At 60.8% G+C, this 13,111-nt stretch carries 10 protein-coding genes; all 10 read right to left on the bottom strand.

The features are described 5' to 3' along the window. Nucleotides 1-68: 68 nt before the first annotated feature. A complete protein-coding gene (locus KGB24_RS02480; protein ID WP_223416108.1) occupies nt 69-2,024 on the bottom strand; it encodes an acetoacetate--CoA ligase in 1,956 nt (651 codons plus the stop codon). A gap of 140 nt (nt 2,025-2,164) precedes the next feature. Then, a complete protein-coding gene (gene hbdH / locus KGB24_RS02475; protein WP_223416107.1) occupies nt 2,165-2,938 on the bottom strand; it encodes a 3-hydroxybutyrate dehydrogenase in 774 nt (257 codons plus the stop codon). A 7-nt stretch (nt 2,939-2,945) separates the two neighbouring features. Next, on the bottom strand, nt 2,946-4,337 hold the full coding sequence (locus KGB24_RS02470) for a GntP family permease (RefSeq protein ID WP_008037115.1): 1,392 nt from the start codon (nt 4,335-4,337) through the stop codon (nt 2,946-2,948). Between the two features lie 297 nt (nt 4,338-4,634). Continuing rightward, nucleotides 4,635-6,050: a sigma-54 interaction domain-containing protein gene (locus tag KGB24_RS02465; RefSeq protein WP_223416106.1), complete on the bottom strand. Its 1,416-nt coding sequence runs from the start codon at nt 6,048-6,050 to the stop codon at nt 4,635-4,637. A 117-nt stretch (nt 6,051-6,167) separates the two neighbouring features. Beyond that, entirely contained in the window at nt 6,168-7,748 is a 1,581-nt protein-coding gene (locus tag KGB24_RS02460) for an ABC transporter ATP-binding protein (RefSeq protein WP_223416105.1), read from the bottom strand. 14 nt (nt 7,749-7,762) lie between these two features. Continuing rightward, nucleotides 7,763-8,785, bottom strand: a complete 1,023-nt coding sequence (locus KGB24_RS02455) for an ABC transporter permease (RefSeq protein WP_008037110.1) — start codon at nt 8,783-8,785, stop codon at nt 7,763-7,765. After that, the gene (locus tag KGB24_RS02450; protein WP_223416104.1) at nt 8,785-9,846 is read right to left on the bottom strand and encodes a microcin C ABC transporter permease YejB; all 1,062 of its coding nucleotides are present in this window, start codon (nt 9,844-9,846) and stop codon (nt 8,785-8,787) included. Before KGB24_RS02450 ends, KGB24_RS02455 begins: the two co-directional genes overlap by 1 nt. Next, the gene (locus KGB24_RS02445; RefSeq protein ID WP_223416103.1) at nt 9,846-11,714 is read right to left on the bottom strand and encodes an extracellular solute-binding protein; all 1,869 of its coding nucleotides are present in this window, start codon (nt 11,712-11,714) and stop codon (nt 9,846-9,848) included. The genes KGB24_RS02450 and KGB24_RS02445 overlap by 1 nt, the downstream gene beginning before the upstream one ends. 136 nt (nt 11,715-11,850) lie before the next feature. Beyond that, nucleotides 11,851-12,132, bottom strand: coding sequence for a peptidylprolyl isomerase (locus KGB24_RS02440; protein WP_008029538.1), 282 nt, complete (start codon nt 12,130-12,132; stop codon nt 11,851-11,853). A gap of 83 nt (nt 12,133-12,215) precedes the next feature. Continuing rightward, a complete protein-coding gene (locus tag KGB24_RS02435) occupies nt 12,216-13,097 on the bottom strand; it encodes an esterase/lipase family protein (protein ID WP_008029541.1) in 882 nt (293 codons plus the stop codon). Nucleotides 13,098-13,111: the final 14 nt, after the last annotated feature.

The following is a 13,111-nucleotide window of genomic DNA, read 5'->3' as shown; positions in this document are numbered from 1 at the left end:
GCCTGGAGCTTCGCATCAACCGTCAGGGCCCCATCGCCAGCAAGCCGGCTCCTACAACGGGGTGTGTTTCAAGTGTTGAGTTCCGGCCGATTCCGAAATTGCTCCAGCGCTTCGGGATTGGCCAGCGCATCGGTGTTTTTCACCGGCTGGCCATGCACCACATTCCTTACCGCCAACTCGACCACTTTGCCGCTGATGGTGCGCGGAATATCCGTTACCGCGACAATCTTCGCCGGTACGTGCCGTGGCGTGGTGTTGGCGCGGATGACCTGGCGAATCTGCTGTTGCAGCGCCTCGTCCAGTTCGACCCCCTCGACCAGCCGCACGAACAGCACCACCCGCACGTCGTCTTGCCATTGCTGACCGATGGCCACGCTGTCGGTGACTTGCGGGACTTTCTCCACCTGACGGTAAATCTCCGCCGTGCCGATGCGCACGCCGCCGGGGTTGAGCACCGCGTCCGAGCGCCCGTGAATCATCATCGCGCCGTGAGCCAATTGTTCGGCGTAGTCGCCCTGGGCCCAGACGCCGGGGAACAGGCTGAAATAAGACGCGCGCAGTTTTTCCCCGGTCGGGTCGTTCCACAGGCCGACGGGCATGGCCGGAAAGTGTCGGGTGCAGACCAGTTCACCTTTTTCGCCAATGACCGCGCGGCCGGCATCATTCCAGACTTCGACCGCCATCCCCAGGCTCTTGCCCTGGATTTCGCCGCGACGCACCGCCAGCAATGGATTGCCGTTCACGAAGCAAGAAACGATGTCGGTGCCACCGGACATCGACGCCAGGCACAGGTCGGCCTTGAGGTCACGGTAGACGTAGTCGTAGCTTTGTGGCGATAGCGCCGAGCCGGTGCACAACAGGGTTTTCAGCGTGCCGAGATCATGGCTTTGCCGAGGCTTCACGCCGTTGCTTTCCAGGGTCGCGAGGTACTTGGGACTGGTGCCGAACACGCTGATGCGCTCGTCGTCGATCAGGTCGATCAAGCGTTCCGGGCCGGGATGAAATGGCGAGCCGTCGTACAGCACCACGGCGCTGCCGACGGCCAGGGCCGACACCAGCCAGTTCCACATCATCCAGCCGCAAGTGGTGTAGTAAAACAAGCGGTCGCCGGGCCCGAGGTCGCAATGCAGGCCGTGTTCCTTGACGTGTTGCAACAGCACGCCACCGGTGCTGTGGATGATGCATTTGGGCACGCCGGTGGTGCCGCTGGAATAGAGGATGTACAGCGGATGGGCGAAAGGCACGGCAACGAAATCCGGCTCGCCGCCCGGTTCGTAGAACGCATCCCAAAGCGTCACGCCCGCGTGGGTGCGGAAGTCATTGATGTGCGCCTGGGGTCGTGCGTAAGGCACCACGATCAGCTGTTGCAGCGACGGCAGGCGTTCAAGGATTTCGTTGACCTTGGCGCTTTGGTCGATGTCTTTGCCGGCATAACGGTAACCGGCGCAGGTGATCAGCACTTTCGGTTCTATCTGGCCGAAGCGGTCGATGACGCCCTGGGTGCCGAAGTCCGGCGACGAACAGGACCAGATCGCCCCGAGGCTGGTGGTGGCGAGCATGGCGACCAGGGTTTGCCAGGTGTTCGGCATGCACGCGGCGACGCGGTCGCCAAGGCCGACGCCGACGGCGATCAAGCTGTTTTGAAAACCGGCGACATGCTCGGCCAGTTCGGCCCAGGTCAGTTGTTCGCGCTGGCCGTTTTCGCCAATCGCAATCACGGCGACGGCATCGTCACGACGGCGCAGCAAGTGTTCGGCAAAGTTCAGGGTGGCGCCGGGAAACCACTGGGCGCTGGGCATGTGATCGCCTTCGATCAGCACGGCGTCCGGTTGCGTGTGGAAACGGATGTCGAAGAAATCGACGATGGCTTGCCAGAAATCGACCCGTTGATCGATGGACCATTGGTGCAGGGCGGCGTAGTCGGCAATGTCGAGGTGGTGGCGCTGATTGATGGCGCGCCGGAAGGCATCCATGCGGGTCTTGGCGATGCGTTTGGCGTCAGGTTGCCAGAGGATGTCGGACATTTTTTGCCTCTTCTTTTTCTATTTCGAGATCCAATCGCCGGCAAGCCGGCTCCTACAGGTCATGCGTCGATCATGAAAACACCGATAACCTGTGGGAGCTGGCTTGCCAGCGATGAACGATAACGCGGTCTATCGCCCAATCACTGCGCCAACCATCCACCATCTATATTCCACGCCGCGCCCCGCACTTGGCTACCGGCCTCACTGCACAAAAACAGCACCAGTTCACCCAGCTGAGGCGGCGTAACGAACTCCAGAGACGGCTGCTTCTCGGCCAGCAAATCGTGCTGCGCCTGCTGCGGATCAACCCCTTTGGCGATGCGGTCGTCAATCTGCTTCTGCACCAACGGCGTCAACACCCAGCCTGGGCAGATTGCGTTGCAGGTGACGTTGGTCGTGGCGGTTTCCAGGCCGACCACCTTGGTCAAACCGATCACCCCATGCTTGGCCGCGACGTAAGCCGCTTTGCCCACCGAACCGACCTGGCCATGCACCGAAGCGATATTGATAACCCGCCCCCAACCCTGGGCGCGCATGCCTGGCAGGCTCAAACGGGTGCTGTGAAACACCGACGACAGGTTGATCGCAATGATCGAATCCCAGCGCTCCACGGGGAAATCTTCCACCGACGCCACGTGCTGAATGCCGGCGTTGTTGACCAGAATGTCCACGCCGCCGAACTCGCGCTCGGCGTAGGCGATCATGTCGGCAATCTGCGTCGGATCGCTGACATCGGCGGGGTGATGACCGACCTTGCCGCCAAACTGTTCAACCTCGGCAATCACTGTGGAGGCATCGCCGAAACCATTGAGAATCAGGTTGGCGCCAGCCTTGGCCAGGCTGAGGGCGATGCCCAGGCCGATGCCGCTGGTGGAGCCGGTGACCAGTGCGGTCTTGCCTGAAAGAGTCGTCATGAATACCTCACACAATGCCAGTGGCGTAGAAAGTACCGATCACCACAAAAACCGCCAGGGTCTTGATCAGCGTAATACAGAAAATGTCTTTGTAGGCTTCGCGGTGGGTCAGGCCGGTCACCGCCAGCAAGGTGATGACCGCGCCGTTATGCGGCAGGGTGTCCATGCCGCCACTGGCCATCGCGGCGACGCGGTGCAGCACTTCCAGGGGAATGTTGGCCGCATGGGCCGCAGCGATGAAGTCATTGGCCATGGCCGCCAGCGCAATGCTCATGCCGCCTGATGCGGAGCCGGTGATACCGGCCAGCAGGGTCACGGTGATCGCTTCGTTGACCAGCGGGTTGGGAATGCTTTTGAGCCAGTCGGCCAGCACCAGAAAGCCTGGCAAGGACGCGATCACCGCGCCAAAACCGTATTCGGACGCCGTGTTCATTGCTGCCAGCAATGAACCGCTGACTGCACTTCTGCTGCCTTCAGCCAACTTGCCGCGAATCGCCTGGAAGCCGAACACCAACACCATGATGATGCCGACCAGCAAGGCAGCCTGAACTGCCCAGATCGCCGTGAGTTTGGCGACATCGGTGGTTACCGGTGCGGCCATGCCCGGCAGCGCGAGGCTGTGGGTCTTGCCGTACCACTGGGGAATCCACTGGGTAAACAACAGGTTCATGATGCCGACGGCCAGCAGCGGCGACAGCGCGATCCACGGATTGGGAAGTTTGATGTCGGCAGCGGTTTCCGGCTCGTTGCGCAGGTCGGTGCCGTAGCCTTCACCCGAAATCTGAGCCTTGTTACGCTGGCGCTGCAGAAACGCCATGCCGGCGCAGACCACGAAGATTGCGCCGATCAAACCCAGCCACGGCGCCGCCCACGCGGTGGTGTTGAAGAAGGTGCTGGGGATGATGTTCTGGATTTGCGGAGTGCCGGGCAGGGCGTCCATGGTGAACGAAAAGGCGCCGAGGGCGATGGTCGCCGGGATCAGGCGCTTGGGAATATTGCTCTGGCGGAACATCTCGGCCGCGAACGGGTAGACCGCAAACACCACCACAAACAGCGACACGCCGCCGTAAGTGAGCAGGGCGCAAACCAGCACGATCACCAGCATCGCCTGACGGGTGCCGAGCAGGCGAATCGCCGCCGCAACGATGGAACGCGAAAAACCCGACAACTCGATCAACTTGCCGAACACCGCGCCAAGCAGGAACACCGGGAAATACAGTTTGATGAAGCCGACCATTTTCTCCATGAACACCCCGGTGAAAGCAGGGGCGACGGCGGAAGGGTCGGTGAGCAGAACGGCGCCGAGGGCGGCAATCGGGGCAAAAAGGATAACGCTGTAGCCACGGTAGGCCGCGAGCATCAGCAGCGCGAGGGCTGCCAAGGCAATGATCACACTCATGGTGTGTCTCCTGGATTGTTATTTTTGTGGGGTGAAACGTTGTGAGGGAGGGCTTTAGCGAGATTTGTGCCAAGGTGGCAACATATTGAAATATAAGGATATTTGTTGGTTTTTTAGAGATAGATGAGAGTGTTTGTCTCTGTTTTGAGATTTTTTGTGATGTTGAGGGCCTCATCGCCGGCAAGCCGGCTCCTACAGGAGATCGTATTCACAACACGCACCCTGTAGGAGCCGGCTTGCCGGCGATGAGCGCGCAGCGCTCCGAGGGAGTATCTAACAATGGAGATGCATGTCTCCTTATTGAGACTCAGCAATCCCCAACGCCACCATCTTCTTGTACAACGTCGACCGCCCAAGCCCCAGCCGCGCCGCCGCCTCAATCACCTTCCCCCCGCATTGCGCGAGGGCTGATTCAATCAACTGCCGGTCAAACCGTTCACGCGCCTCACTGAACGTCTCGTGTGCCACCGACTCAACCTTCAAAGGTGCCACACGCTCCACCGGCGTAAACGTACCAATCGCCGCGCGGATATCGGTCGCATTCAGCATCAGATCGTCACTGAGCAATGCCGCCCGTTCCAGCACGTTGCGCAACTCGCGAATGTTCCCCGGCCAGGCGTGTCGGGCCAGCAACTCCAGCGCCTCGTGGTTCAGCTCGTGCTGACTGCGCAACTCCTCAAGGATGGCTTCACTGAGCGCCGGCAAATCATCGAGACGATCACGCAGCGGCGGCACCTGGATCGGCAGCACATTGAGGCGGTAATACAAGTCGGCGCGAAACTCGCCGCGTTTGATCGCCGCTTCAAGGTCGGTGGAGGTCGCGGCGATCACCCGCACATCGCTCTGAATCACTTCGTTGGACCCGACCGGTTCGAATTCCTTTTCCTGCAATACCCGCAGCAGCTTGCTTTGCAGCGGCAGCGGCATGTCGCCGATTTCATCGAGAAACAACGTGCCGCCCTGAGCAATCTGCAACTTGCCGACGCGGCCCTTGCGATCGGCGCCGGTAAACGCGCCGGGGGCAGTGCCGAAGAACTCGGCCTCAAGCAGCGCCTCTGGAATCGCTGCGCTGTTGATGCTGACGAAAGCCTTGTGCGCACGGGGTGATGCGCCATGAATCGCCTGCGCCAGCAGCTCTTTGCCGGTGCCGGTTTCGCCGAGCAGCAAAACCGGAGAGTCAGCACTGGCGCTGCGTCGGGCGCGGCGTTTGACTTCGAGGCTGGCCGCGCTGGTGCCGATAAAATGCGCGAAGTTGTACTTGGTCTGCCGCGCCCGCAGCAGCGAGCGGGTGGAGGCCAGCTCTTCCTGCATGCTCATGTAGCGTTTGAGCATCGGCGACAGGCTGCGCAACTCATCGAACAACGCAAAACCGATGGCGCCGATCACCACGCCGGCGTCGTCATGGATCGGCAGGCGCATCACCACCAATGGTTCTTTGGGAGTGTCCTGCATGTCGAGCAGAATCGGTCGGCCGGTGCGCACCACTTCCCGCAGCAGGCTGCCGGGGATCACACTTTCGCAGGCCTTGCCGATGGCCACTTCCGCCGATTCCAGACCGAAGCGTCGGGCATAACGTTCGTTCATCCAGACGATGTTCGCGTCGCGATCGACAATCACCGTGCCTTCGCTGGACTGCTCGATGATCTCGAACAGCGAACGGATCGCCAACAGACGAACGCGCTGGTAATCCTTGAGGCTTTCGGTGGTGTTCATAGTGCAGATCCTGGTTTTGATTTGCTTGGGCTGACGCCATCGCGAGCGGGCTCGCTCCCACATTGGAACGCGGTCAACTGTGGGAGTGAGCCCGCTCGCGATAGGGGCGACGCGATTTTATGCCTGTTGCAGATGCGCCGCCGCCAACAGCTCTTTGGTGTACGGATGCTGCGGTGAATCAAACACGTCGTGGCTGGCGCCGCTTTCCACCACTTTGCCGTCCTTGATCACAATCATGTCGTGGGCGAGGGCGCGCACCACCGCCAGGTCGTGGCTGATGAACAGGTACGTCAGGCCATGTTTTTCCTGAAGCTGGCGCAGCAGCGCGACCACTTGTTTCTGCACGGTGCGGTCCAGCGCCGAGGTCGGTTCGTCCAGCAGGATCAGCGCCGGTTTCAGCACCAGCGCCCTGGCGATGGCGATGCGTTGGCGCTGGCCGCCAGAGAATTCGTGGGGGTAGCGATGCCGGCTTTGCGGGTCGAGGCCGACTTCCTGCAGGGCCCGGATCACTTCGGCCTTGCATTCGTCCGCCGTCAACTGGCTGTGCACTTCCAGGCCTTCACTGATGATTTGTGCCACGGACATCCGTGGGCTGAGGCTGCCGAAAGGGTCCTGGAACACCACCTGCATTTTCTTGCGCCATGGCCGCAGTTGCTTTTGCGTCAGGCCGTCCAGCGCCTCGCCCTGAAAGCGAATGCTGCCTTCGGAGTCGAGCAGGCGCAGGATCGCCTGACCCAGTGTCGACTTGCCCGAACCGGACTCACCCACAATGCCCAATGTCTTGCCGCGCTGGACATTCAGGCTGATGCCGTCCACGGCATGCAAGTACGTTTTGCGCTGAAACAGCCCGCCACCGAGAGGGAAGCGCACGCAAAGATTGTCCACTTCCAGAACGTTCTCGCGCTCGTCACGGGGCAGCGCCTGGCCTTCCGGTTCGGCGTTCAGCAGTACGCAGCTGTAGGGATGTTTCGGCTCGGTGAACAGCGTTTCGCACGGCGCCTGTTCGACGATTTCCCCGGCCTTCATCACGCACACACGCTGAGCGATGCTGCGCACCAGATTGAGGTCATGGCTGATCAGCAGCAATGACATGCCGAGCCGCTGTTGCAGGGACTTGAGCAGGATCAGGATCTTGCGCTGCACCGTGACGTCGAGCGCAGTAGTGGGCTCGTCGGCGATCAGCAACTCCGGCTCGCAGGCCAGCGCCATGGCGATCATCACCCGTTGCCGCTGGCCGCCGGACAGTTGATGCGGATACGCCTTGAGCCGCTCTTTGGGCTTCTGGATGCCCACGAGGTGCAGCAGCTCCAGAATCCGCGCCTGCGCGGCTTTGCCGGTCAGGCCCTTGTGCAGCAGCAGGGTTTCGCCGATCTGCTTTTCAATGCTGTGCAGCGGATTGAGCGAGGTCATCGGTTCCTGGAAGATCATGGCGATGCGGTTGCCCCGCAACTCTCGCAAAACCCTGGACGAAGCGCCGAGCAACTCCTTGCCGCGATAGCGGATGCTGCCGCTGGTTTCGGTGCCGGTCTCGGGCAGCAGTTGCAGGATCGAGTGCGCGGTCACCGATTTGCCGGAACCCGACTCACCCACCAGCGCCAGGCATTCACCGGGGCGGATGTCCAGACACAGGTTGCGCACCACGGTCTGGCCGCTGAAGGCCACGCAGAGGTCACGGATTTCGATCAGGTTGTTACTCATATCAACAGTCCGCGTCAGGATCGAGGGTCAAAGGCATCTCGCAACGCCTCGCCGATAAACACCAGTAAAGACAGGATCAGCGCCAGGGTGAAAAACGCGGTCAGCCCCAGCCACGGCGCTTGCAGATTCTGCTTGCCCTGACCGATCAACTCGCCCAGCGAGGCACTGCCGGCCGGCATGCCGAAGCCGAGGAAGTCCAGCGCGGTGAGCGTCGAAATGGCCCCGGTCAAAATGAACGGCAGGTAGCTCAGCGTCGCGTTCATCGCGTTGGGCAGGATGTGCCGCACGATGACTTTGCGGTCGGTCAGGCCCAGTGCCCGCGCAGCCTTGACGTATTCGAGGTTGCGTCCGCGCAGGAACTCGGCACGCACCACGTCCACCAGTGCCAGCCAGGAAAACAACGCCATGATCCCCAGCAACCACCAGAAATTCGGCTCGACAAACCCCGACAGAATGATCAGCAGGTACAGCACCGGCAGACCCGACCAGACCTCCTGCAAACGCTGGCCGATCAGGTCGACCCAGCCGCCGTAATAGCCTTGCAGCGCGCCGGCGGCGATGCCGATCAGTGCGCTGACAAAGGTCAGCATCAGTGCAAACAGAATCGATACTCGCGCGCCGAAAATCACCCGCGCCAGCACGTCGCGAGCCTGGTCGTCGGTGCCCAGCCAATTCACATTCGACGGTGGACTCGGTGCCGGTTTGTTCAGGTCGTAGTTGGGCGTGTCGTCGCTGAACGGGATCGGCGGAAACAGTAGCCAGCCGCCGTCCTTTTTGATCAGCTTCTGTACATAGTCACTGCGGTAATCCGCCTGGAACGGCAGTTGCCCGCCGAACGCCTGCTCGGTGTAGCGCTTGAACGCCGGGAAGTACAACGAGCCCTGATAACTGACCACCAGCGGTTTGTCGTTGGCGATCAGCTCGCCACCGAGGGTCAGCAAAAACAGGCCGACAAATAGCCACAGCGACCACCAGCCACGGCGGTTTTTCTTGAATCGGTCGAAACGGCGGCGCGCCAACGGCGAAAGCTTGAACATCAGGCATTCCTCGCGGCGAAGTCGATACGCGGATCGACCAGCGTGTAGCACAGGTCGCCGACCAGTTTTATCAGGAGGCCGAACAGCGTGAAGATGAACAGCGAACCGAACACCACGGGATAGTCCCGCGACACCGCAGCTTCGTAACTCATGCGGCCCAGGCCATCGAGGGAGAAGATCACCTCGATCAGCAACGAGCCGGCGAAAAATACGCTGATGAACGCCTGAGGTATGCCCGACACCACCAGCAGCATGGCGTTGCGGAACACGTGGCCGTACAGCACGCGACGTTCGCTCATGCCTTTGGCGCGCGCCGTGACCACGTACTGACGGGTGATTTCATTGAGGAAGGAGTTTTTGGTCAGGATGGTCAATGTGGCAAATCCACCGATGACCAGCGCCGTGACCGGCAATACCAGGTGCCAGAAATAGTCGGCGATCTTGCCCACGGTGGACAGCGAGTCGAAATTGTCCGAGACCAGGCCGCGCACCGGAAACCAGTTCAGCGACGTGCCGCCGGCGAACACCACGATCAGGAACATCGCAAACAGGAACGCCGGCATCGCGTAGCCAATGATGATCGCGGTGCTGCTCCAGATATCGAACTGGCTGCCGTGGTGCACGGCTTTGCGGATGCCCAGCGGGATCGACACCAGATAGGTGATCAGCGTGGCCCAGAGCCCGAGGGAAATGGTCACCGGCATTTTTTCGAGGATCAGGTCGGTGACCGTGGCGCCGCGGAAAAAGCTTTTGCCGAAGTCCAGTCGCGCGTAACTGGTGAGCATCAACCACAGGCGTTCATGGGCCGGTTTGTCGAAGCCGTATTGCTTTTCGATTTCCTTGATCAGTTGCGGGTCGAGGCCGCGACTGGCTCGCGAACTGCCGCTCATGACCTCGCCGGAACCGCCGCCGATGCTGGCTCCGCCAATGCCTTGCAGGTGCGCGATCGCTTGTTCAACCGGGCCGCCTGGCGCGGCCTGAACGATGACGAAGTTGACCAGCAGAATGATCACCAGGGTCGGAATGATCAGCAGCAGGCGCCGCAGAATATAAGCCCACATCAGTGCGGCCCTCCGGGTTTGCCGCGCTTGATCAGTTCGGCGGTCATCTGTTGGTTGGTCAGCGGCGTGGTGCTCACTTCCCACCAACTCTCGATGGCTTCGTCATTGGCTGCTTGCACGCTGGGAATGCCGAAACGGTTCCACCACACGGTCGAGCTGCCCGGCGGGTAGTAGTTGGGAATCCAGTAATAGTTCCATTGCAGTACCCGGTCGAGGGCATGGGCGTAGCGCAACATGTCGGCCTGGGTGGTGGCGCGGACCAGACCGTTGACCAGCGTATCGACCGCCGGGTTCTTCAGCACCATGTAGTTGTTGGAGCCCGGATCGTTGGCCGCTGCCGAACCAAAATAGTTATTCAACTCGTTGCCCGGCGACGTGGTGACCGGGTAGCCGGTGACGATCATGTCGTAATCCCGGGACATCAGGCGATTGACGTATTGGGAGGAGTCGATGCGGCGGATGTTCAGGTCGATGCCGATCTGCTTCAGCGTGCGCTTGTAAGGCAACAGCAAACGGTCCATCCCGTTCTGACTGACCAGGAAGGTAAAGCTCAGCGGCTGGCCCTCGGCATTCACCAATTGATCGCCACCGGGTTTCCAGCCGGCCTGTTCGAGCAAATCCAGTGCTTGCAGTTGTTTGTCACGGATCACGCCACTGCCGTCGGTTTTCGGCGCTTCGAAGACTTTGGTGAACACCTCGTCGGGGATCTGTCCGCGCAGCGGTTCGAGAATCGCCAGTTCGGCGGCATCCGGCAGGCTGCGGGCGGCGAGGGCGGAGTTGGAGAAGAAACTCTGCTGGCGGATATACATATCGCGCATCATCTGCCGGTTGCTCCATTCGAAATCCCACAGCATCACCAGTGCCTGGCGGACGCGGCGGTCTTGGAACATCGGGTTCTGCAGATTGAACACAAAGCCCTGGGCCGATTGCGGCGCTTCTCTGGCCAGGTGCGCCTTTTGCAGGCGACCGTCGCTGAGGGCCGGGCTTTCGTAACCGATGGAGTAAGCGGTGGCGGAAAATTCGCGGTTGTAGTCGTAGGCGCCACCGCGCAGCACCTGACGCGCCACATCGGTATCACCGAAGTACTCGATGCTGAAGTGATCGAAGTTGTACAGCCCACGGCTGACCGGCAAGTCCTTGCCCCACCAGTCCGGATTGCGTTCGAAGGTGATGCTGCGGCCGGAGTCGACCTTGCCCACCCTGTACGGGCCGCTGCCCAGTGGCGGCTCGTAACCACCACCGCTGGCAAAGTCGCGGGTTTTCCACCAGTGCTCGGGAAACACCGGCAAGGTTGCGATGTCGAGGGGCAGGGTACGATTTTCGTTGCTTTTGAAGTCGAAACGCACCGTCAGCGGGGATTCCACCTCGACGCCTTTGACGTCGGCGAACTGGGTGCGATAACGCAGGCTGCCCTGGGTCATCAGCAGGTCGAAGGTGTAGCGCACGTCTTCGGCGGTGATCGGCTTGCCGTCGGCGAAGCGAGCCTTGGGGTTGAGGTAGAAACGCAGCGATAACCCGTCATCCGAACGCTCCATCTTCTGCGCCACCAGACCGTACACGGTGTAAGGCTCGTCCTGCGAGCGCTGGGCCAGCGGCGAATAGATCAAGCCGTCGATCTGCGTCACGCCGATGCCTTTGTCTATATAAGGCAGGACATGGTCGAAATGCCCGATCTCGATCGCCGAGCGACGCATCGTACCGCCCTTGGGCGCTTGCGGATTGGTGTAGGCAAAATGACTGAAGCCGGCCGGGTACTTGGGCGGTTCGCCGTAGACGGTCAGCGCGTGTTGCGGTGCGGCGTTCACACCAGCGGCGCCCAGCAGCAGGGTCACGGCAGTGAACAACAAAACAGGGAAAGCCAGTCGCATTTTCAGCCTTAGAGCCGGGTGATCGATAACCGCAATTTGTACGCTAGCGGCGCGTCCCTCGCCAGTCGTATCACGTACCTGAAACACGACGGCCCACCAAAAGGCGGGCCGTTGTGCATGAAACCAGGCGAATGACTTAGTCCTGACGGCTGGTCACTTCGAGCAAGTGGTAGCCGAACTGGGTCTTGACCGGGCCTTGCACGACGTTGATCGGTGCGCTGAAGACCACGGTGTCGAATTCCTTGACCATCTGGCCCGGACCGAACGAACCCAGGTCACCGCCCTGACGGCTGGACGGGCAAGTGGAGTTGGCTTTGGCAACTTCGGCGAAATCGGCGCCAGCCTCGATTTGGGCTTTGAGTTCGTTGCACTTGTCTTCGCTGGCAACCAGGATGTGACGGGCAGTGGCTTTAGCCATGGAAAAATACTCCTTCTAATGTTCAGTAAAGTGCTCAGCCTACCGGATTCAGTAGGCTATTTCTCCTCAAAGTTCCGCCCGGGTTACAGACCCGCCTTGCGCAGTCGTTCGGCGTGTTGCACGTACAGGTCAATCGGGTCGATGTCTTTGCGAACCCGACCGACTGTCTGGCTGATGCTGTCCAGGTGGTCCAGCGGATAGTCGGAGCGGATCACCTTGCCCAGATGAGAGCTGAAGCGGCCGACCATACCGTCGTTTTGCTCGGCCTCGATGGTGAAGTACCTGGCAAAAGCACGGGAGCACCCATTCAGTGGGTCAAGTGCGTTGAGCCCTTCATCGAGGAGGTTGCCCTGCAGGGTTCCGCTCCAGGAATAGTAGCGAACGCCGTTGACCCGCTCGCTGCCCTTGCCGCCCCAGGTCTTCGGCAGTCCTTGAGGGTATTTCTCGTTAAACGCACTGACGCCTTCGGTGGTCAAGGCATTGAGCGCAGCGATCGCGTTTTGCGGCAGGTGGCGGTCGCCACTCAACAAGGACAGGAAGTCAGCGAACAACGTGGCCACCGTATCGGCGACTTGTTCCGGCAGCTGTCCAGGCGTCAGCGCCTTGCGCAGGAAATCCGCCAGTTCCGAGCCATGGTTGGGCCCGCTGACCGAGGTCACCGACGCAACGATTTGCGGCGCAATCGCTGCGGCATAGCGGGCGGCCAGCGCTCCTTGGCTGTGCCCGATCAGGTTGACCTTGTCTGCACCGGTGCCTTCCAGCACCCGTTCGATCTGTGCCAGAAGCTGGTCACCTCGCGCTTCATTGGTATGGGTAGCCGACAGGTGCGGGATGAACACCCTCGCGCCGGCGCTCCTGAGGGTTTGCTTGATGTCATGGAACAGTTCGAAAGGGCCGATCCGATCGAAACCAAACAGGCCGTGGACCAACAGGATGGGATGGAGAGTGCTTGCATTCCGTTGCATGTTCATACCTTTTC

The organism is Pseudomonas sp. BF-RE-25, from assembly GCF_019956105.1.
GTDB classification, from domain to species: domain Bacteria; phylum Pseudomonadota; class Gammaproteobacteria; order Pseudomonadales; family Pseudomonadaceae; genus Aquipseudomonas; species Aquipseudomonas migulae.
The sequence above is the reverse complement of the archived record's forward strand: the minus strand, read 5'-3'. Positions and strand labels throughout refer to the sequence as shown.